Origin of the sequence: Leucobacter sp. USHLN154, assembly GCF_037145595.1 — a bacterium.
GTDB classification, from domain to species: domain Bacteria; phylum Actinomycetota; class Actinomycetes; order Actinomycetales; family Microbacteriaceae; genus Leucobacter; species Leucobacter alluvii.
In genome coordinates, this window is the sequence record NZ_JBBCXF010000001.1 from 435,897 (window position 1) to 453,950 (window position 18,054).

Genomic DNA, 18,054 nt, shown 5'->3' on the forward strand with positions numbered 1-18,054 from the left:
TGCGACGTGAACACCCCATTCACAATGGAGATGTCGCCGCTTCTTCACCCGGCGGCGGGAACTCCGAGGAGAACGACATGGCACTCACGCAGACCATTGAGACCGAGCTGACCTTCGCTGAGATCGTTCGCGACGGCGCGACCACGAGCAATGAAGAAGTGCTCGCATGGGTGACCGAGGTCGCTGAGCTCACGGAACCCGACGAGGTCGTCTGGTGCGATGGTTCGCAGGCCGAGTGGAACCGCATCACCACTGAAATGGTGGAAGCCGGAACGCTGATCCCGCTCAACAAGAATCTGCGGCCCGGGAGCTTCCTCGCCCGTTCGCACCCCGATGACGTCGCCCGTGTGGAAGACCGCACCTTCATCTGCTCCGTCGACGAAGCGGACGCCGGGCCGACGAACAACTGGATGGCTCCGGATGAGATGAAGGCCGAGCTCATGCCCCGCTTCAAGGGATCCATGCGGGGCCGCACCATGTACGTCGTTCCGTTCTCGATGGGTCCGGTGGGCGGCGCCATCACGCAGCTCGGCATCGAGATCACCGATTCGCCGTACGCGGTGCTGAACATGCGGATCATGACCCGCATGGGGCAGTCGGCTCTCGACGGCATTCTGCCCGGGAGCGAATGGGTGCGCACGGTGCACTCCGTTGGTGCTCCGCTCGAGCCCGGCCAGAGCGATGATGCTTGGCCCTGCAACGAGACCAAGTACATCACCCACTTCCCCGAGACCCTCGAGGTCTGGTCGTACGGGTCGGGATACGGCGGAAACGCCCTGCTCTCCAAGAAGTGCTTCGCCCTGCGCATCGCCAGCGTGATGGGTCGCAACGAGGGCTGGCTGGCCGAGCACATGCTCCTGCTGAAGCTCACGAACACCGAGAGCGGCAAGTCGTACCACCTCTCCGCAGCGTTCCCCTCGGCCTGCGGCAAGACGAACCTCGCGATGCTCCAGCCGACCATTCCGGGGTGGAAGGTCGAGACCATCGGCGACGACATCGCCTGGCTGCGCCCCGGCACCGACGGGCGCCTTTACGCCATCAACCCGGAAGCCGGCTTCTTCGGTGTCGCCCCGGGTACGGGGGAATCGACGAACCCGGTCGCGGTCGAGACCCTGTGGGGAAACACGATCTTCACGAACGTCGCGCTCACCGACGACGGCGACGTCTGGTGGGAGGGCAAGACGGACGAGGTTCCCGCTCACCTGATCGACTGGCAGGGCAATGAGTGGACCCCCGAGAGCGGCCGCGTTGCGGCGCACCCGAACTCGCGCTTCACCGTGCCGATCCAACAGACCCCGACGCTGGCTCAGGAATGGTACGAGCAGAACGGCGTTCCTCTCGACGCGATCCTCTTCGGCGGGCGTCGCGCGACGAACGTGCCCCTCGTGGCTCGGTCGCTCTCCTGGGAGCACGGCGTCTTCGTCGGGGCCACGATCTCCTCCGAGAAGACCGCAGCCCAGGAGGGAACGGTCGGCGAACTGCGACGCGATCCCTTCGCGATGCTGCCGTTCTGCGGATACAACATGGCTGACTACTGGGGACACTGGCTCGACATGGGCCGCACCCTCGGTGACCAGGCGCCTAAGATCTTCCAGGTCAACTGGTTCCGCAAGGGCGCCGACGGTCGGTTCCTGTGGCCCGGCTTCGGGGAGAACTCGCGCGTGATCGACTGGATCATCCGCAGTGTCGAAGGCTCCGTCGAAGGGCACGAGACCGCGGTCGGCACCATTCCCGCCGACGGTGAGCTCAACCTCGACGGCATCGAGGTGCCCGAGAGCGATCTCGCCGAACTGTTCTCGATCGATCCGGCATCGTGGCTCGCGGAAGCCGATCTGACGGAGGAGTTCTTCGCTCAGTTCGGCGATCGTCTGCCGGCTGCGCTGAGCGGACAGCTCGAAGGTTTGCGCCAGCGCCTCGGCGCCGCGTGATCGCGCCGCGTCGGTGACCGCTGACGCCCCATAGACCGTAGGCCCCGCCGTTCTGCCCAATGGCGGGGCTTACTCTTTTCTGTTCGCGTTCGTGTTCGCGTGCTCGTCACCCTTCGCGGCCATCGGTGCGCATCAGGCGCCGAGTGTCAGCCTGGCTCACCACACGGCCGCGATCTGCGAGAATCGAACGGCCCCCCATAGCCCAACTGGCAGAGGCAGCCGACTTAAAATCGGCACAGTCAGGGTTCGAATCCCTGTGGGGGGACGAAAATTGGTCCCTACTTCCGCAGAATTGCGCGGAAGTAGGGGCCTTTTTCGTTGCACGAGAACGCGCTCCAACAGGGGTGCGGACAGCACTGGGACAGCATGGCATCCGCGGCCACGAAAGATTGTCGGTGCGCGAGCGTACGATTCTGCGCCTGACCAGACCTGCACCGATCTGGCTCGATGCCGACACGTGGGCGATCATGCGCAACGCGACCGATCACCCGACCGCGATCGTCACCCGCATCACCGACACGGGAGGCGAAGCGCGGTTCCTCGTGCTGAAATGGAATCAGTGGTTCTGCGAGCCGGGGTTCGTGGTGGCGAGCAGCCGAGCACCGGGCACGCGCAGACGGGTGACGAGCATGTTCCAGAACGCTTCGGGCAGCAGCGTTGCTTCGTCGACGTACGCGAATGCGACGGTCATGCCGCGGATCTTCGTTTCGGCGTTCGCGTCGCCAGCCCCGTACAGGTAGACGGTGCGGCCCAGAATGGTCGCGGTCTTCGCGTCCGGCGTGTACCTCACCTGCTGCGCGATGCGGCCGAAGATCTGCTCGGACATGAGCAGCTGCATCACATTCGTGTTGAGCGTGCCGAGCGTGCGCCCGATGAGGATGATCTGCCCGGAGGTCGGGATGTACTTGATGTACATGAGCAGCGCCCACAGGCTGATGAACGTCTTACCGGCGGAGACGGCGCCGGAGAGGATCGTGTGCTTCGGGCCCTTCGCCCAGGTGCCGAGGAATCGGATCTGTCTCGGGGAGAAGACACCATTGAGGGGTTGGGTGCCTATCGGCATTGTCCGAACCTCCCGGTAGCTTTGACTTCCATGTACGCGAGCAAGTGGTGGCACTGGGGGTTTGCCCCGAACCCTGAGGAATGGCAGGCATTGTTATCAGCGGCGACGTTGATAGCGGCCGTGTGGGCTGGTATCGCTGCCTACGGCCAGCTGAGGGCGATGCGGGATGCGAACGACCGCGCAAGCGAAAGCAACCAGCGTGCGGCCGAAGCTGAGATCGCAACAACCAGACCTTACGTAATCGTGCGTTTTGAACTACAAGCGGCAATCCCGAGTAGCCCGACAGCGACTGCCGCTAGTGGTTTTGTTCTGCTAGTCATCGAAAATGTGGGGCGCACGGCCGCCCGAAATATGACTCTGCGTTCGACACCTGAACTCCAAACGAGCGGTGACGGCGTGCCGGAGGGGCAACCGGATCCAGTCATTGGGGCTCTTCAAGAGAAGTTTTCAGGCAACTACGTGTTCCATTACCTCGCCCCTGGTCAGAAGCTCGTCTACGTTCTCGATACGACCAGCGGAATGATGGCGGACGACACCAACCTTCCTCAGCGGTACGAAGTTCAGGTCAAGTACTGGCCGCAAACGGACACGGACGGGCATTTCGAGGAGGTACAAGTACTCGACTTAGAGCCCTGGGCGGTGTCCTCGATCTATGAAGCCCCTCTAGATATCCTCGCTCTGCAAGCTCGTCGGAGTAATCAGAAGAATGAAGAGTTTCACCGCGCTCTGCTGCGAGCTCTCAGCAAATAGATTCACGTGTATAGCGGGGCGACTAGCCGTCGCCCAAAGTCAGTCGGTGGTCTGATCGCCGTCGAGCAGCGTGCGTGCAGCCGCTCCGACCGCAGCCTCGAGAGCGTCAAGCGTCGACGTCGCCGTCTCAAGACCGGAATCGCGGTCGAGCAGCTTCGTCGCCTTGTCCACAGCGATGCCCGAGATCGTCACGCCGTTGCGCCGATCAGTCATGTCAGGTTTCCGCGTAGTGCGCACGACGTCGCCGCGCTGCGTGATCGCGACCTGCTCGATCTCGCCACCCTCGATCTCATCCAGTGTGTCCTCGGCGAGCTTCATCATCCGATCGACCAGAGCCGCACGGCGCGACGCGAGATCAACCGTCTGCGCCGCGACGGCCGCCGCCGTAGCCGTGCGATCGAACGACAGCCCGAGCAACTTCGCGTGCTTTGACACCGTCGACGGCGAGCACCCGATCTCCCGAGCAATCGCGTTCCGAGAAAGCCCCTGAGTGTGAAGGTCGGCGACGCGGGCGCGCGTTTGCTGGGCGTCTGGTCGGGCGGCGTTGTGGGCCATGTTCGGGTGTCCTCCCGTTCACGGTGCCCGGTGTGTGGTGCGGGCATGAGAAAGGGCCCGTCATCCGGTGTGGATGCGGGCCCTTGGTGGGTGTGGGTGTTACTGGGTGCGTTCTACGAGTAGGTAGAGTCCGTCGTCTGGGTGGTAGGTCCATTCGGCGCGGAAGCCGTTCCAGGTTTGGTCGCGGGTTCCGTCGAGTGAGCGGGTGTTCTCGATCTTGGTGGCGAGTGACTCGGGGGCGCCGATGTCGTTGAGGAAGCAGAAGACTTGCTCGCTTGTGGCTCCGTCGTACTTGGTGACGCGTTCGAACACGATGGTGTTGTAGTCGTCGATCACTTCGGTGTCAGACGGTGCGATGTCGCATGCGCTTCGGGCACTGAGGAAGAACTGCCGGCGGTCGGACTCTGCGCGGTCGTGCTGGTCATTGAGGACGCCGATGATCACGAGTGTGATTGCGGCGATGATCGCGAGGGTGCCGATGATCGCGACCGTGATGATCAGAGCCTTATTCTTCCCCGGCTTTGCGGGGGGAGTTGGTGGCTCTTGAACGGGGGCCTCTGAGGTCATGGATCCAAGATAGCGGCAGCTGTCGGCCGCGGTAGTGTCGTTTCTCATGGACGGAATAATCATCGGGGCGATGATCACAGGCGGCGTGGCCCTCATCGCTCTGGTCGTGCAGGTCATCTCGGATCGCGAACTTTCGCGAAGGATCGAGCGTCTCGCAGGGGCGCGGGGGAATCTCGATCCCGCTTCACTGACGGCGACGAAGCTCGATGACGTACTTGCTCACCTCGTCACCAAACTTCACGCGAGGACTGTCCTTATTGAAGGCAAGCGCTCATGGCAGGACAAGGTGAATATTGCGGCGCGCACGGTTACGGCAGGGGCAGTGACAGCGACTGCCGTCGTTCTTCTCGTGAGGCTCGAGGAGTTACTGACGCAGTAAGTGCGCGGCTCGCGGGATGCAAGGCGCGCACTTACTACGTAGGGAATGAGAAAGGGCCGGTCGCTTTCGCGTTCCCGCCCACTTACTCAACCATCAATGTAGGGGGTGACACCGACAACAGGTCAAGTAGCTCGTCTGCTGGCGTGTCGCGTTTCAGGGAGCGAATTCGCTGCTGGTGTATAGGATCCGCTGCGAGACGTTTTCGATACTCGGCGAGCAGGACACGCTCCTCGACGATGCGGCGCCCCCACTCGTCGAAAGTCATCGCCATCCCTTCTCGGCGCCACCGTTTCAGTGTGCGCCGAGAACGGTGTACTCTCCTCGCGGCTTCTGAATAGGTTAGCCACGACTGTGGGATAGATTCATTTTTCATGAGCCTTCTAGCAATCGCGCTGTCGCAAAATCGAGCTGATGAGGTAGTCGTTACGGTTCAAAGTTCGCCGGCAGGGTCCTTCTGGGAGACGCTTCTCGCCACGATCGTCGGCGCCCTCTTCGCTTTCCTCGGAAGCTGGATCGTCTACCGTTTGTCTCGGAAGAAGGCGGATGAAGAACGCACTCAAGAAGCAGTAGTCGATTTCATGAAATGGGTGTCCCAGGAAGGCATCCCGCGCCGACAGGCAGTTGACGATTTCAATCATTTGAAACGTGAACACCCCGAGATGCTCAAAGAGCACTTCCCGGGCGAAGAACCTAAGGTTGATCTGCTGGTTGAGACCACGGAAATTAGTCGTCTCGTGATCAGTACGTCGGGCCTTGTACACGACATTGCCAAGGTCGTTCGGAGGGCACACCATCGAGATTCAGGGGAAAGCATCGACATTGCCCTCGTTTATTGGTCGAGTTTCAACGATTTGGCAGCAGGAGTCTTCGAAAAGATCTACCGTGATAAGGGCAGTTTGCAAGATGCATTTCGAGCGCGAGAGAAGAAACTTCGCGTGATCGCGGCAGACCGTCACCGAGACTGTGTCTACTGTTTCATCCGCGATCACGGTGGCACTACTCATCCAGCGGACCAAAACTGACCACAACCGTCGCATACGGCTCCAGTGAGGCCAGAGACTCCCCAAAGCGGTCTAATGGTGCGCTCGCCGCATGTCGGGCACGGCCGGGGTCGGTACGCCTGAAACTTCGGTGCTGCCTGCGGGTACCGGCGCCGTATGTCCCGGATGAGTTCGATCAGTGACTCGGGGGCGTCGTGCAGGGTTTCGTCGTGCGCGATCTGGTGCGTGCAGGCGATGAGCCACCGGCAGATTTCCGCAGCGAGCCCCATCGCATCCTGTGGGGTGCAGACGGGGAGTCCTTGGGGTTCGTCGCGTCCGGTCCACATGCGGGTGCGGAGCGGCTTCGGGGAGGACCCGCCGATCTTCTCCGCGACCTCACGCCCGAAGATGACGAGCGTCGCGTAGAGCAGGTCGGCATCATCCGCGGGAGCGACGCGGTAGGGGAGTCGTGCCTTCTCGCTGCCCCCTGAGACGCGCACAGCGGTGGTGTCCTGCGCGGCGAGCGTGGACTCCGCGAGCGCGCGCATGTGCAGCAGCTGGAACGGCACTTGCTCAAGGTGCCACTTGAACGAGCCCGACCACGTGTGCTCAGTGGTGCTCATGCATTGCTCCTCGGTAGATTCGGTCTATGTGGTGGGATATCGGATGGGATTCTTGGGTCGGGCTTCTCCTCGGAGTTGCAGGTCTCGTGGTCGGAGTTGGCGCTTGGGTCTACGCCGCTAGTGCGAGGCAAAAAGCGGAAGATGTCGAGACCGCATTTCGAAGCTTCGAAACGGATCTTGAAGAGCGATTGAAAACAGAGGCCGCGAAACGTCAAACCGCTCCTGTCACTCATGACCCCGCCAATTTCGTGCTCAAGCGGGTAGAGGGCAAATACATGCTCATAAACGAGGGGCCAGGGAACGCCTACTCTGTCGACGCGGTCGAGCGCACCGGGTTTGTGCAGATTGAATCGGCGTTGCGATGGCGGGAGATCCGGAAAGGCGAGAGTGAGGAGATCGTTTTCCGAAACGACGATCCCTACGCAACGTCTGCTGTACTCGAAGTCACCTGGGTCGAGTATGCAGACGGGCCCCGGCTGACTGTCGCCCGTTCCATAGAGGTCATCCCGACTCGCCGATAATCGAGGAGCGGCATTCATCGCCCCTCACCTCGCAGCCATTCGGAGCGAGTCACTGTGCGTTCCACGACGACGCTGCCCGCTACCCACTGCTGCAATTCGGCAGGGTCGGCCTCGTCGTTGGATACGGCCACCACGGGATCGAGCGACTCGGAGTCGAGAGCGAGGCCATATTCAACGTCAATATTTGCTATGTTGCCGGTCGCTTTGTCTACCTCGACCGCGGCAGCAAGAGCGTCGCCCAGCTCGATAATCAGATCGACGTACTGTTCGCCGGAGCCCCGAAACTCGTTCGCCGGAGCCCCGAAACTCGTTCGCCTGCGCGATCAGCTTCTCGTGGCCGTTGCCCGCTGCGACCGGGCCGGCGAGAGCGCCCCCCGGGTTACCGAGCAATTCGCGCTTTACATGGTCCGGCGTGGCCTCCACAGCACATACACTTGCGGCGTGCAGATCACCACCAGAACCGGACTGATCGTCGCTGTGTGGGTTATCGGCTTCACCGTCGGAACGATCACGCATGCTATCGATCTGGTGGCCGGCGGGCTCAACGTTTACGCCGGGTTTCCGATGCCCGTGAGATGGTTTTGGATCTCGCTCACCGTGCTCGATCCTCTCGTTGTGGTCCTTCTCATCTTGCGATCGCGGGCTGCGGTTCCGATAGCCGTCCTGGTGATGGTTGCCGATCTCACCGTGAACTGGAGCGTTTTCTTCGCCATTGGCGGGCTGACCCTCTTCGGCGTGATTACCCAATCCATATTCGGGGCGATCGTCTTCATCACGGCCAGAAACGTTTGGCAAAGACAACGACGTTGAAGACGTCGACGTGAGCTGTCGGACACCCTCTCGGTTCTCATCGCCTGTCAGCGTTGCTGCATGATCCTCGGACTCGGCCTCGGCCTCGGCCTCCTCGCCATCGTGGCGCTCGTCCGCTGGATTGGTGGGCGCAGGCGCTGAGGCACCCTTGGCTACCATGTCACCATGGATCCTGTCTTCTCGATCATTACCGGGGTGTTCGTCATTGCTGGTATGACCATGGGTCTGATCGCGCTCCTCCGCGCATTGCGCAACAGAAAGTAGCGACGACCGGTTCGTCTTCTGGTTCGTCATGCGATGTCCTCCCAGACTGCGTAGGCGCGGTGAAACTCCGCGGTATCTTCCTTGCCCTCGTCCACGAGGCGATCGAGGTACTCGTCCAGCTCGGCCTGCGAGAGCGCTCGTGGGTCCGTTGTCTCCTGGCTCGTCATGGTGGTGTTCTCCTTCGGGAGGTCGAGTGATGTTCGGGGGACACCGAGCCGGGCGAGAGCGCTCAAATCCGTTGTGGAGAGCCGGGACTGTTCCGGGGCCATATATAGTTCGTGGATGGACTCTGTGTGGCCCGCGATACTCGCGTTTTTTGATGTCACAACACCGCTGTGGGCGGCTGCAATCGGCGCTCTCGCCGCGACATTCGGGGCACGCCAATCACATAAGCGAGATCTCGAACGCGCGCGTCGAACACAGTTGGCCGAGGACATCGCGGAATTCTTGAAGGCATGCTCCGACTCGTTCGGTCCACGCGCAAGGAAGGAACCTCTGGGGCCGTACCAGGCTGCCGCCGGGGTCATCAGCGCAAAAATCGTGTTACAGCTTGCCGATAAGGACTCTGACATCGAGGCGATCACGTCGACGATGGTGAATTCTCTATCCAAAGACGAAGCGCGACTCATGCTGACCGCAGTACAGAAGACTCTGCAGGAGTGGTACCGAGGCCAGCTTGCGGGAAAAGATGCCAGAGAGAAGTGCAACCAGCGGTTTGTGAAGCTTCTCTCTGAGAACGTTCCCAACACCCAGTAGACAGGGGTCAACACCTGCACGATACGGTTCATCCGGCCACCGCCGCGAAGACGTTATCCCACGCGTCGCGCTCGGCGGGCCGGGCGAGGAGAGCGCCGAGGATCGCGGCAGCCATGAGCGGCGGGACCGCGTTCCCGATCGCGAGGAACTTCTCGCCCTGGTTGCCGGGCCAGACGATGTCCCGCGGGAACGACTGCAGGGCAGCTGCCTCGAGGTGAGTCAGTCGCTGCAAACCTTCCAACGACGAGACGCGAGGTTCGTTGGAGAGTCCGCCCTTGTTCGCGACCGAGGTGATCGTAGGCGCAGGATGGTTCGTCGACCGCTCTTGATAGAAATTACCGCCACCCGGGCGTTGATTTCCGATGAACCACTTCATGCTCCCCGCTTTACTCGTGATGGTCGACGCGGGGTGGTGCACTGGCCGCTCTCCGCGCTCGTTCGGGTCGCCGCCGGCACCGTATTGCGAGCGCAGCACCCAGTCGTCGCTCTCGGTGTAGCGTGCGAGCTTCGCGATCGGTTCGGCGCCACCAGTCTCGGTTCCGCCGCCCGTGATCGTCGGCGACGGCCGTGATGCGAGTCCGAAGCCGAGCGCCTCGGCCATGCTCACCCACTTCTCAACGCCCGGATCGAGTCGGCCCGAGTCGGTGTAGTAGTAGCGGGAGTGCGTCGGTGCGGGCGGTTGCACCTTGCCGTCGAGGCGAGCCATGAGGATCGCGCGCTTCCGGGTCTGAGGTACGCCGTACTGCTCGGCGCGCATGATCCCGGTCCACACCGAGTAGCCGAAGCTGCGCAGCACGGCGGCGTACGCGTGCCAGACCGGCAGCACCTCGGGTACCTGCTCGAGCGCGACAAGGCGCGGCCGGTGCCGGAAGATGTGCGCAAGCGGGGTGAGCACGAGGGCGGTGCGCGGGTCTACGCGGTCTTCGAGACGCTCGAGGTCGGCCGGGTGCCGGTACAGGTCGGCCGCGATCGCGTCGAGTACGTCGTCGAGCGCCTTCCGGCCCTCACCCTTTCCCGCCATGCTGAACGTTTGGCAGGGCGGCGACGCGATGTAGAGGTCGTGCTCGGGCACCAGGTGCTCGTGGGACAGGCCCGACCACACGTCGCGGTAGATCGTGCGCATCCCGTTCGCGGTGCGGAGGCGGATCGCCGACTTCGCGATCTCGACGCCGTACTCGCGGACTCCGAGCCATTCGCAGGCGACGCCCCATCCGACGCCGGCGAACACGTCGAGCGCGGTGACGGGGTTCACTTCGCTGTCCTCTCGTCGGCGCGGAACGCGGCCTTGCAGTTCGTGCACGTCGCGGCGGTCGCCGCGACGATGGTCGCGCCGGGGCGCCCGCAGTAGGCGCCGCGTTCGATGGGTGCCTGCATGCAGGTGCGGGTCGTCGCGGTGCTCACAGCACGGCCTCTCCGGTGACGGCGCGCGGCGTCGCGTCGCGCATGCGCTCGAACCGTTCGGCCTCGTCGTGCTTGAGCGCCTGCTCGGCGAGCGCAGCGATCTGCTGCAGCTCGGCGCCGAGAGCGCGGGCCTGCTCGGGGGAGTAGTCCTGCGCGGGCCTGAGCTGCGTCAGTTCGACGCGGTACTCGTCGTTCATGTCGACGGTCGCGATGTCGATCGTGATCTGTTCTCTGATAGCCATTACTGGCCGTCCTTCCGGTATGCGTCGCGTGCTGCGGCGCTCATCTTCGGCCCCCGCCAGGAGCCGTTTTCAAGTCGGGGAGTGATGCCTCGGAACTTCATCTCGTTTGGGTCGAGGCATCCGCGTGAGCCGTCGGGGAGGGTGGTGCGGTGTGCATCGAACAGGGCCTCGCCCTCGAACGTCTCGTGGCAGCCGGAGCAGTGCCCGGTGCGGTTTCCGCGCTGCCGCCACGTCTTCCCGCATTCCCCGTGCGTGGTGTCGTGGTCAGAACCTGCCCGGAACGCTGACGTATCCGAGATTTCCGGGCCTTCCAGCGCTACCGCGCCTGTCTGTGCGGTCTCGGGTTTAGAAGGGCTGCTCATCGTCGAAGCCTCCCGCCGACTGTCCCCATGCGGGTTGTCCCTGCGCGTACCCGCCGCCCTCGGTCTGCCCGTAGGCGGGCTGCGACCCGTTCCCGGTCTTCGCGTACCCGCCACCTGCGGGGCCGCTGCCGGCGCGCGAGACCGCGGCGGTCGCGAAGCGGAGCGAGGGGCCGACCTCTTCGACTTCGAGGTCGAGGCTCGTGCGCTGCTGCCCCTGGTTGCCGGTGTACGAGCGTTGCGTGAGGCGGCCCTGCACGATCACGCGCATGCCCTTCGTGAGCGACGCGGCGATGTTGTCGGCGTACTCGCCGTACGCGCGGCACCCGAGCCACAACGCTTCCCCGTCCGCCCAGTCGCCCGACTGGCGATCGCGTACTCGCGGGGTTGACGCGATGCGGAACGTGACCCACGACTTGCCCGCCTGGGACACTCGCGGTTCGGGGTCTGCGACGAGGTTTCCAACTACGGTGACAATCGGCTCTCCGGCCATGATATATACCTCTCCCGACTCGATCAGAGCCGTGTCTTCGTGTGCTTTCTGAGTGATGCGTGCGTACTGCCCCTCGAACCGGAGCGTGCGCGTGCCCGACTCGCCCTGCCGGTTCTTCGCGACGATGAAATCGACGTCCGAGGTCTTGATGACTCGGCCCTGGTGCTTCTTCTCGCCGCGGTGCATGAGCACCACCGCGTCAGAGGCATGTTCGAGGCCGGCGGACCCACGCAGGTTTGAGATGATCGGGCGCGGATTCGGGCGGTTCGTCATATTGCGGTTGAGTTGCTCGAGGATCAGCACCGAGCAGCCGAGTTGCTTCGCGAGCTGTTTGCCCGCGTTCGCCCAGTCCTCGAGATCCTGCTGCCGAGACTTCGACTCCGCCGGGCTCTTCACGAGGCCGAGGTAGTCGATCACGATCAGGCCGAGGTCGCCCTTGCGGTGCAGGGCGTTCGCGAACCCGACGATGTCTTCCCAGCGGGTGCCCGCCCGGTCGAACACCTCGAGCGGGAGCGCGCCGATCGCGGACTCGGCCGCCTTCACCGACTCCCACCCGTCGTTCGTGAGCTGATGGTTCTGCAGCGCGCCCTGGTGGATGCCCTGCATCATCGAGATCAGCCGCATGAGCAGATCCGTCTCCGTCATCTCGAGCGACACGTAGCCGACGCGCTTCCCGAGCTCGGCGATGTGCAGGGCGAGCTGCAGCCCGAAGATCGACTTACCCCCGCCGGAGCGCGCGGCGACCGTGTAGAGCGAGCCGGGGCGGATGCCGCCGATCATCGCGTTCAGCGACACCCACGGCGTCGGCGTAAACGGCGCCCGCGTGCTCATCTCCTCGACGAGCTCACCGAACACCGACCCGAAGGGGCACGACTGGCGAAGCGTGCCGTCGCGCAGGTCGGCGATGATAACCGCCGCCTTCTCAACGATGTCACCCTCGGCGATGCCCGAAGCTGCGGGCGATGAGATCGAAATCGCCGACTCGTGCAGCTTCCGTCGTTCCCCGTGGTCACGCACGATCTCAGCGAATTGCATCGCCTGAACGCCGCGCGCCCCGAGCCGGTTGATCTCGTGCGGGTAGGCCGCGTCGAACTCGTGCGTCCGGCCCGCTGTGATTCGTCAGGAGCGTCGCGTCGACGAGTCGGCCGCGCTTCACCTCGTCGACCCGAAGCAGTACCGCGAGACCGAAGCGCTGCACGAAGGCCATGTCCCGAGCATTGCCCACGACCTCGGCGTCGCGAACCGCTGCATCGAGGTCTTCCGATGCTGCCTCGAGCGCCTCGATGAAGACGTCTACGTCGCCTCCCAGATGGGGATCGGACTATACTCTGCGCGCCTGAACCACCCTGAGGACCGGCTCGAATGGCGAAGGTGTGGATCACCGACCTGTGGGTGAAGGATGCCGTCGCGCTCATGCCCGATAGGTCGAAGGTGCGAATCTCGCCGGCGGCGACCGAACTCCGCATCCTCAAAGCGCTGCCCGACCACTTCCGCACTGTGCGCTACGGCCGCGGGTCGCCGTGACGAGGCGGCTGGTACGAACCCGACGGCAGCGAGCGCGGCCGCTTGTTCACGACGAAGACGGACGCCGAAGCCTACGAGGCTGAACTCGAGGACAACCTCCGCGCCGGCAGGTACGCGCCGCCCGAGCTGACCGAGCATACATTCCGTCAACTCGCCGAGACATGGCTCGCTTTGAAGAAGCGACCCAAGGAGGTGTCGACCGCCGCCTACTGCACCGACCTTGACGTGCACATACTCCCGCGTTGGGGAAGCGTGCCGATCTCGCAGATCACGCGGCAGTCGATCGAGGAGTGGGTCGAGGCACTGCTGAACGAGTCGGCGCCCCGCACCTACACCGGGCGATCCGAAGGGCGCGCGATCACCGCGCTCTCGCACTCTCGACTCAACGACGTCGTCGCGCGCACGTTCGGCAGTGTGCTCGGGTACGCGCGTGACGAAGGATGGATCGTGCGTGACCCGATGCTTCGCGTCGAGCTTCCCCGCATCGAGCGCTCGCACGACCAAGCGGTGCTCACGTACGCGGAAGTCGAGCGCCTCGCCCTGCATGGAGATCTCCGGCGAGCACCGCGACCGCGCGCTGATCTACCTGCTCGCCTCGGCGGGACCGCGAATCGGTGAGGCTACCGCGCTGCGCGTCGGCGACATCCGGGTCGACGCGAGACGCGCTGACATCCGACGCACTTGGACGACGACTACGAAGGGTGCCCGCGCAGTCGGGCCGCCGAAGACGTGGGAGACTCGCGCGATCCCGTTGCACGACTACGTGCTCGACGAGCTCGCGCCGCTCATGGAGGAGCAAGAGTCGGATGCGTGGCTCTTCCGTATGCAGCGCGGCGGTGCTGCCATCGACCAGAGGAATTGGCGCGGTCGCGTTTGGATCCCGGCCCTCGAAGCAGCAGGCCTCGGACGGCGCGGCCTGACCCCGCACAAGCTCAGGCACACGGCCGCGTCTGCGGCGATCGCAGCCGACGCCGACCCTCTCGTCATCCAGACACTGCTCGGGCGTAAGACGGCGAAGGAAACGATCCGGATGTACGCGCATCTCTGGCCGGATCGCCTCGATGACGTGATTGCCGCGGTCACGAGGCACCGCGAGGAAGCGCTCGACCGGAGCGACGGAGCGCGCTCAAGCCTGTCGCTTAGCGGACATCATGGCAATTCGACCTATGCCGACAATGACCCATCTATATCGAATGCGCAGCGGCTCTTACTCCAGATCAGCGGCGCATTCGGCTCGATTCATCCCGAAGTGTCTCTACTCATCCCGATTAGCTAGATTCCGCCATTCTTTCGGCCCGGTGGATCGGCACAGTCAGGGTTCGAATCCCTGTGGGGGGACCATCACATCCCCGGACCTCGGGTTAGAGATCGAAGCTTCGAAACTCCACGGGCGGCGTCTCCCCGTTCAGGTGCATCGCGATCCGGCTCAGATGGGCCTCGATCTTCTCCGGCCCCGCGCCCTCACCCTGACGGAGGCCGCTCAATTCTTGCGAGATCGAGAGCAGCGCGGCGACCTTCGCGACCTCAATTCTCTGGTCGATCGTGAGATGTGCGACGTCTGCAATGGCCCCTGATGACTCGTTCTTCGCTGCACCGATTGCGTCGGCGAGCAAATCCCAAGCGTTCGCGTAATCAGTCATCGCGCAGTTCCTTTCAACGGGGATATTGCCAGCACTCTACCCACGATGGATGACACCGCGCCAGAGTCGCGAGCGTTCCCTTGCGGCACCCGCCCCCCACTACAGGTGAAAGCGCTTCGCGAGTTCGAGGCGCATTTCGCGCCCGCGCAGAATCTGCACGTCGCCCAGCGCGACGAGGCTGACGACGATGCAGCTCCACGACGCCCAGGGATTGTTCACCCAGCCGAAGACCAGGAAGACGAACGGCGCGAGGCCGAGGAGCACGGTGAGCCCGCTGTAGACGAGGTGCTCGGCGACGTCGATGCGGAGGAGCTGCACGGTGATCAGCAGGGCGATGATGGCCGACGCGCAGACGATCGGTACGGCGTAGGTGAGCGACCAGCGCTGCCAGCCCCCGAGGTAGTCCCAGTAGACGCAGACGAGTCCGATGAGCGCCACCAGGTAGACGGTGCCTTTCGCCACGTTGCGGCGTTTGCGCACCGCCATGAGCACGACGAGCCACATGGCGGTGACGCCGAGCCAGATGGATCGCCAGACGCCGATGCCGTCGAGGTCGCGGGCGAAGAAGAGCTGCACGACGAATGAGACGAGGATCACCGCGAGCGACGCGAAGAAGAGCGCCTTCAGGATGCGCCGCTTCGAGAAGGTGAGGGGAACGCTGGGCAGCGGATCGGGGGAGGCGTCGCCGATGAGCGCGGTCCGGCAGAGCGGGCACGTGGTCCAGGTGCCCTCGATGGTGACCGCGCACTCCTCGCAGCGCCTCATGCGCCGGGCTCCTGCGGTGCGAGTTCGTCCTCCGTTACGCGGGCCGCTGCCACTGAGACATCGACGCCGCTGTCGGTGAGCATTCGCACGAATGCGCGCACGTGATCGGTTTCGACGAAGGGGGAGGTGAAGCTGATCGTCAGGAGTCCTGCGTGCGACATCGCGCAGAACTGCGGTCGCACCGCGGAGACGTGGAACAGCATGCGGCCCACCCGCGACCCCGCCGGCTCTGGGAGTACGACGCGACCGAGGTTGGACACTGCGACGCTGAGCCCGCGGTTGTTGCCCCAGTTGATCAGGCGGAGGATCGCGTCCTTCAGCACTCTGGGCAGGATGCGCAGGAGCGGTGTGCGTTCGAAGCGGATCAGTCGCCGGAGCTTCCGCTCGAGCGCCTGCGGTGTCGCCTTCGGCTTGAACTGGGCTTCGAGCTCGCGGCAGATCGATCCGAGGTCGTCGCCGGCGCCGTCGGCGTCGAACGCGTGCTCCACGCGCACCGTGGCGAAGAAGTTGCGCGCCGAGGTTGATGGGAAGAACTGTCTGAGGTTGATGGGGATGGACGCCGCGAGCGTGTTGGCATGCCCGAGCGGCCCGATCGATTCGCGCAGCGCTCGGAAGAAGAGCGCCGTCAGGTAGATGGTCAGCGACGTCTGCTGCGCGCGTGCGAGCGCGAGTACGGCCGGGGCTGGCATGGTGAGTTCGACGACGCGTGTGCGGTTGTCCGGGGTGCGGGTGCCGCGAATCCGGTGGACCCGGGTGCGGGGCGCTCGGAGCCACCGAGGGATCCGCAGCGCAGCCGTCGCAGCAGTGCGCAGCGGCGCGGTGCGGGGTGCTTCCGATTCAGCGTCGGCCGGGGCGAATGGTTCCCGGGTGCGGTGGAAGTAGTGGGAGAAACTGTCGGCGATCAGTTCGTGGGCGGGGTGCGGTTCGTCTTCGACCGGTTGCGATGCAGGATCGGCCGGCAGCGCCGTCTCGCCGCCGTCCGCTCCGGCGGCACCGGCACCCTGCGCTCGGAGGTATGCCGTGACGAGGTCCGTGAGGAACCAGAGCGCGCCCGTGCCGTCGGAGAGCGCGTGGAAGATCTCGAGGATGATCCGTTGCCGCCGATACGCGACGCGGAAGAGCAGGTTTCTGCGATCCTCCCGATAGATCGGGGCGCACGTCGGAAGGTGCTCGGGGGAGACGGTGGGACGCAGGTCGCTCGTCTGCAGGTAGTACCAGAACATGCCGCCCCGCAGCACTGCATGATAGAGGCGGTACCGCTCGTACGTCGCCTCGAGCGCCTGCTGCAGCAGGCGCGGCTCCACGGCGTGGTCGACCTCGGCGCTGATGCGGAACACTTTGGGATCCGCGTCGCTTCTCGCAGCGAGGAAGATGTTCGAGGCGTTGTCGAGTCGCACCCACGACGCCGGCATCACGTCGTCTCCGCCGCCGTCGCGCTCGCCGCATGCTCCTCGCGTCCGTCGAGGAACGCATTGATGTGCTCGTACGCCTCGCGCAGCGACCGCGAGAACCGGGGGAGCGCGATGAAACCGTGGAGCGCGCCGCTCACGCGGTGCACGCGCACGACGTTGCCCGCCGCTTCGAGCGCGCTGCCGTAGGCCTCGCCCTCGTCGCACAGCAGGTCGAGCTCCGCGGTGATGATCAACGTGTCCGGCTGCCCCGACAGATCTCCCGCCATGAGCGGAGCGACGAGCGGCTGCGCTCGTTCGGCTCGATCCGGGACGTACAGGTCGAAGTAGTCCTGCACCTCCGTGTTGGTGAGGCGGTAGTCGTCGCCGTGGTTGCGCACGGACGCGAATGGCGAGGTGCTCGGATCGTGATCCCAGTGGGTGACGGGGTAGAGCATGATCTGCCGTTTGGCCCCCGGCTCTCCGCGCTCGCGCAGCGCGAGCGAGACGGCAGCGGTCAGATTGCCCCCGGCCGAGTCTCCGATCAGAATCACCTCGTCGTCGGGTTCGGCTCCGGCGCGCGTCGGGTCGGCGAGGAAGAGTTGGGCGACGCGCAGGCAGTCTTCAAGGCCGGCCGGGAACGGGTGCTCGGGGGCGAGCCGGTAGTCGACCGATGCGACGACGCACCCGGTGAGATCCGCCATGGTCGCGCACGCCGGCGTGTAGCTCTCGATATCCCCGGTCACCCAGCCGCCTCCGTGGAAGAAGAGCAGGACCTCATCGCGCTGGCGCTCTCGCGGGTGGAACACGCGGACCGGGATCGGGTGGTCGCCGTCGGCCGACATGATCTCCACATCGAGCGCGTGATAGCTCGGGTGGGGCAGCACGGCGAGCTGGCGCTGCCGGCGGCGCACCTTCTCGTAGTCCTCGCGCATGTTGAGTCGGGGCGCGGCGAAGTAGCTCAGCATCTTCCGAACCACCCAGTTGAGTTGTGAGCGTTGTCGGTCGGCGAAGGGCATGGGCTCAGCGTAACGCGCGGAGACCCG

General features: G+C 64.4%; 24 protein-coding genes, 1 tRNA gene and 1 pseudogene. 11 read left to right on the forward strand and 15 right to left on the reverse strand.

The window, feature by feature from the left end; all coding sequences use genetic code 11:
- Nucleotides 1-77: 77 nt before the first annotated feature.
- Nucleotides 78-1,928: a phosphoenolpyruvate carboxykinase (GTP) gene (locus WFH23_RS02010; RefSeq protein WP_336661416.1), complete on the forward strand. Its 1,851-nt coding sequence runs from the start codon at nt 78-80 to the stop codon at nt 1,926-1,928.
- 191 nt (nt 1,929-2,119) lie between these two features.
- Nucleotides 2,120-2,193 (forward strand) — tRNA-Leu (locus WFH23_RS02015).
- 291 nt (nt 2,194-2,484) lie between these two features.
- Here WFH23_RS02015 and WFH23_RS02020 read toward each other — a convergent pair.
- Nucleotides 2,485-2,991, reverse strand: coding sequence for a terminase large subunit domain-containing protein (locus WFH23_RS02020; protein WP_336661417.1), 507 nt, complete (start codon nt 2,989-2,991; stop codon nt 2,485-2,487).
- Nucleotides 2,992-3,021: 30 nt separating this feature from the next.
- Here WFH23_RS02020 and WFH23_RS02025 point away from each other — a divergent pair, with 30 nt between their 5' ends.
- Nucleotides 3,022-3,741, forward strand: coding sequence for a hypothetical protein (locus tag WFH23_RS02025; RefSeq protein ID WP_336661418.1), 720 nt, complete (start codon nt 3,022-3,024; stop codon nt 3,739-3,741).
- A gap of 39 nt (nt 3,742-3,780) precedes the next feature.
- Here the strand turns inward: WFH23_RS02025 and WFH23_RS02030 are convergent, their stop codons facing one another.
- From WFH23_RS02030 to WFH23_RS02035, 3 genes and pseudogenes are all read right to left on the reverse strand, one after another.
- Nucleotides 3,781-4,176 (reverse strand): hypothetical protein, encoded by a 396-nt coding sequence (locus WFH23_RS02030; protein ID WP_336661419.1) that lies wholly within the window; start codon nt 4,174-4,176, stop codon nt 3,781-3,783.
- Nucleotides 4,177-4,296: pseudogene (locus tag WFH23_RS14085) on the reverse strand (helix-turn-helix domain-containing protein); the annotation flags it as partial.
- Nucleotides 4,297-4,395: 99 nt separating this feature from the next.
- Nucleotides 4,396-4,863 (reverse strand): hypothetical protein, encoded by a 468-nt coding sequence (locus WFH23_RS02035; protein WP_336661420.1) that lies wholly within the window; start codon nt 4,861-4,863, stop codon nt 4,396-4,398.
- A 46-nt stretch (nt 4,864-4,909) separates the two neighbouring features.
- Between WFH23_RS02035 and WFH23_RS02040 the strand changes: the two genes are divergently transcribed.
- Complete coding sequence (locus WFH23_RS02040; RefSeq protein WP_336661421.1) at nt 4,910-5,242, forward strand: hypothetical protein; 333 nt, start codon at nt 4,910-4,912, stop codon at nt 5,240-5,242.
- 371 nt (nt 5,243-5,613) lie between these two features.
- A complete protein-coding gene (locus tag WFH23_RS02045) occupies nt 5,614-6,264 on the forward strand; it encodes a hypothetical protein (RefSeq protein WP_336661422.1) in 651 nt (216 codons plus the stop codon).
- On the opposite strand, the gene WFH23_RS02050 is transcribed toward WFH23_RS02045, so the two are convergent.
- Nucleotides 6,243-6,845, reverse strand: coding sequence for a hypothetical protein (locus WFH23_RS02050; protein WP_336661423.1), 603 nt, complete (start codon nt 6,843-6,845; stop codon nt 6,243-6,245). The genes WFH23_RS02045 and WFH23_RS02050 overlap by 22 nt on opposite strands.
- A gap of 26 nt (nt 6,846-6,871) precedes the next feature.
- On the opposite strand from WFH23_RS02050, the gene WFH23_RS02055 reads away from it, so the two are divergent.
- Both WFH23_RS02055 and WFH23_RS02060 read left to right on the forward strand, forming a co-directional pair.
- Nucleotides 6,872-7,366 (forward strand): hypothetical protein, encoded by a 495-nt coding sequence (locus tag WFH23_RS02055; protein ID WP_336661424.1) that lies wholly within the window; start codon nt 6,872-6,874, stop codon nt 7,364-7,366.
- Nucleotides 7,367-7,807: 441 nt separating this feature from the next.
- Nucleotides 7,808-8,176, forward strand: a complete 369-nt coding sequence (locus WFH23_RS02060; RefSeq protein WP_336661425.1) for a hypothetical protein — start codon at nt 7,808-7,810, stop codon at nt 8,174-8,176.
- Between the two features lie 290 nt (nt 8,177-8,466).
- Here WFH23_RS02060 and WFH23_RS02065 read toward each other — a convergent pair whose 3' ends face one another.
- Nucleotides 8,467-8,607 carry a hypothetical protein gene (locus WFH23_RS02065; RefSeq protein WP_336661426.1) on the reverse strand — a complete coding sequence of 47 codons (141 nt, stop codon included), beginning with the start codon at nt 8,605-8,607 and terminating at the stop codon, nt 8,467-8,469.
- Nucleotides 8,608-8,722: 115 nt separating this feature from the next.
- Between WFH23_RS02065 and WFH23_RS02070 the strand changes: the two genes are divergently transcribed.
- The gene (locus WFH23_RS02070) at nt 8,723-9,196 is read left to right on the forward strand and encodes a hypothetical protein (protein WP_336661427.1); all 474 of its coding nucleotides are present in this window, start codon (nt 8,723-8,725) and stop codon (nt 9,194-9,196) included.
- Nucleotides 9,197-9,224: 28 nt separating this feature from the next.
- Here the strand turns inward: WFH23_RS02070 and WFH23_RS02075 are convergent, their stop codons facing one another.
- From WFH23_RS02075 to ssb, 5 genes are read right to left on the reverse strand one after another with little or no spacing between them, the layout of a single operon-like run.
- A complete protein-coding gene (locus WFH23_RS02075; RefSeq protein WP_336661428.1) occupies nt 9,225-10,448 on the reverse strand; it encodes a DNA cytosine methyltransferase in 1,224 nt (407 codons plus the stop codon).
- Nucleotides 10,445-10,597: a hypothetical protein gene (locus WFH23_RS02080; protein WP_336661429.1), complete on the reverse strand. Its 153-nt coding sequence runs from the start codon at nt 10,595-10,597 to the stop codon at nt 10,445-10,447. The genes WFH23_RS02075 and WFH23_RS02080 overlap by 4 nt, the downstream gene beginning before the upstream one ends.
- Nucleotides 10,594-10,839, reverse strand: coding sequence for a hypothetical protein (locus WFH23_RS02085; RefSeq protein ID WP_336661430.1), 246 nt, complete (start codon nt 10,837-10,839; stop codon nt 10,594-10,596). The genes WFH23_RS02080 and WFH23_RS02085 overlap by 4 nt, the downstream gene beginning before the upstream one ends.
- On the reverse strand, nt 10,839-11,201 hold the full coding sequence (locus WFH23_RS14090) for an FDXHR family putative zinc-binding protein (protein ID WP_442918670.1): 363 nt from the start codon (nt 11,199-11,201) through the stop codon (nt 10,839-10,841). Before WFH23_RS14090 ends, WFH23_RS02085 begins: the two co-directional genes overlap by 1 nt.
- Nucleotides 11,185-12,708 carry a single-stranded DNA-binding protein gene (ssb, locus tag WFH23_RS02090; protein WP_336661431.1) on the reverse strand — a complete coding sequence of 508 codons (1,524 nt, stop codon included), beginning with the start codon at nt 12,706-12,708 and terminating at the stop codon, nt 11,185-11,187. The genes WFH23_RS14090 and ssb overlap by 17 nt, the downstream gene beginning before the upstream one ends.
- A gap of 345 nt (nt 12,709-13,053) precedes the next feature.
- Here ssb and WFH23_RS02095 point away from each other — a divergent pair, with 345 nt between their 5' ends.
- Genes WFH23_RS02095 through WFH23_RS02105 form a run of 3 tightly spaced genes read left to right on the forward strand, consistent with a single transcriptional unit; the run spans nt 13,054 to nt 14,491 of the window.
- Nucleotides 13,054-13,215, forward strand: coding sequence for a hypothetical protein (locus WFH23_RS02095; RefSeq protein WP_336661432.1), 162 nt, complete (start codon nt 13,054-13,056; stop codon nt 13,213-13,215).
- 42 nt (nt 13,216-13,257) lie between these two features.
- A complete protein-coding gene (locus tag WFH23_RS02100) occupies nt 13,258-13,833 on the forward strand; it encodes a hypothetical protein (RefSeq protein WP_336661433.1) in 576 nt (191 codons plus the stop codon).
- Nucleotides 13,760-14,491, forward strand: a complete 732-nt coding sequence (locus WFH23_RS02105) for a tyrosine-type recombinase/integrase (RefSeq protein ID WP_336661434.1) — start codon at nt 13,760-13,762, stop codon at nt 14,489-14,491. The genes WFH23_RS02100 and WFH23_RS02105 overlap by 74 nt, the downstream gene beginning before the upstream one ends.
- A gap of 85 nt (nt 14,492-14,576) precedes the next feature.
- Here WFH23_RS02105 and WFH23_RS02110 read toward each other — a convergent pair whose 3' ends face one another.
- The 4 genes from WFH23_RS02110 to WFH23_RS02125 form a co-directional block, all read right to left on the reverse strand.
- A complete protein-coding gene (locus WFH23_RS02110; RefSeq protein ID WP_090147651.1) occupies nt 14,577-14,855 on the reverse strand; it encodes a hypothetical protein in 279 nt (92 codons plus the stop codon).
- Between the two features lie 99 nt (nt 14,856-14,954).
- Complete coding sequence (locus WFH23_RS02115) at nt 14,955-15,620, reverse strand: DUF6320 domain-containing protein (protein ID WP_336661435.1); 666 nt, start codon at nt 15,618-15,620, stop codon at nt 14,955-14,957.
- Nucleotides 15,617-17,032, reverse strand: coding sequence for an alcohol acetyltransferase (locus WFH23_RS02120; protein WP_336661436.1), 1,416 nt, complete (start codon nt 17,030-17,032; stop codon nt 15,617-15,619). Before WFH23_RS02120 ends, WFH23_RS02115 begins: the two co-directional genes overlap by 4 nt.
- Nucleotides 17,032-18,027: an alpha/beta hydrolase gene (locus WFH23_RS02125; RefSeq protein WP_336661437.1), complete on the reverse strand. Its 996-nt coding sequence runs from the start codon at nt 18,025-18,027 to the stop codon at nt 17,032-17,034. Before WFH23_RS02125 ends, WFH23_RS02120 begins: the two co-directional genes overlap by 1 nt.
- Nucleotides 18,028-18,054: the final 27 nt, after the last annotated feature.

Excerpts from the sequence above, each read along its gene's own strand:
- WFH23_RS02010 (WP_336661416.1), top strand. The coding sequence starts at position 78 with ATGGCACTCACGCAGACCATTGAGACCGAGCTGACCTTCGCTGAGATC.
- WFH23_RS02020 (WP_336661417.1), bottom strand. The coding sequence starts at position 2,991 with ATGCCGATAGGCACCCAACCCCTCAATGGTGTCTTCTCCCCGAGACAG.
- WFH23_RS02025 (WP_336661418.1), top strand. The coding sequence starts at position 3,022 with ATGTACGCGAGCAAGTGGTGGCACTGGGGGTTTGCCCCGAACCCTGAG.
- WFH23_RS02035 (WP_336661420.1), bottom strand. The coding sequence starts at position 4,863 with ATGACCTCAGAGGCCCCCGTTCAAGAGCCACCAACTCCCCCCGCAAAG.
- WFH23_RS02040 (WP_336661421.1), top strand. The coding sequence starts at position 4,910 with ATGGACGGAATAATCATCGGGGCGATGATCACAGGCGGCGTGGCCCTC.
- WFH23_RS02045 (WP_336661422.1), top strand. The coding sequence starts at position 5,614 with ATGAGCCTTCTAGCAATCGCGCTGTCGCAAAATCGAGCTGATGAGGTA.
- WFH23_RS02050 (WP_336661423.1), bottom strand. The coding sequence starts at position 6,845 with ATGAGCACCACTGAGCACACGTGGTCGGGCTCGTTCAAGTGGCACCTT.
- WFH23_RS02055 (WP_336661424.1), top strand. The coding sequence starts at position 6,872 with ATGTGGTGGGATATCGGATGGGATTCTTGGGTCGGGCTTCTCCTCGGA.
- WFH23_RS02065 (WP_336661426.1), bottom strand. The coding sequence starts at position 8,607 with ATGACGAGCCAGGAGACAACGGACCCACGAGCGCTCTCGCAGGCCGAG.
- WFH23_RS02070 (WP_336661427.1), top strand. The coding sequence starts at position 8,723 with ATGGACTCTGTGTGGCCCGCGATACTCGCGTTTTTTGATGTCACAACA.
- WFH23_RS02085 (WP_336661430.1), bottom strand. The coding sequence starts at position 10,839 with ATGGCTATCAGAGAACAGATCACGATCGACATCGCGACCGTCGACATG.
- WFH23_RS14090 (WP_442918670.1), bottom strand. The coding sequence starts at position 11,201 with ATGAGCAGCCCTTCTAAACCCGAGACCGCACAGACAGGCGCGGTAGCG.
- WFH23_RS02095 (WP_336661432.1), top strand. The coding sequence starts at position 13,054 with ATGGCGAAGGTGTGGATCACCGACCTGTGGGTGAAGGATGCCGTCGCG.
- WFH23_RS02105 (WP_336661434.1), top strand. The coding sequence starts at position 13,760 with ATGGAGATCTCCGGCGAGCACCGCGACCGCGCGCTGATCTACCTGCTC.
- WFH23_RS02110 (WP_090147651.1), bottom strand. The coding sequence starts at position 14,855 with ATGACTGATTACGCGAACGCTTGGGATTTGCTCGCCGACGCAATCGGT.
- WFH23_RS02115 (WP_336661435.1), bottom strand. The coding sequence starts at position 15,620 with ATGAGGCGCTGCGAGGAGTGCGCGGTCACCATCGAGGGCACCTGGACC.
- WFH23_RS02120 (WP_336661436.1), bottom strand. The coding sequence starts at position 17,032 with ATGCCGGCGTCGTGGGTGCGACTCGACAACGCCTCGAACATCTTCCTC.
- WFH23_RS02125 (WP_336661437.1), bottom strand. The coding sequence starts at position 18,027 with ATGCCCTTCGCCGACCGACAACGCTCACAACTCAACTGGGTGGTTCGG.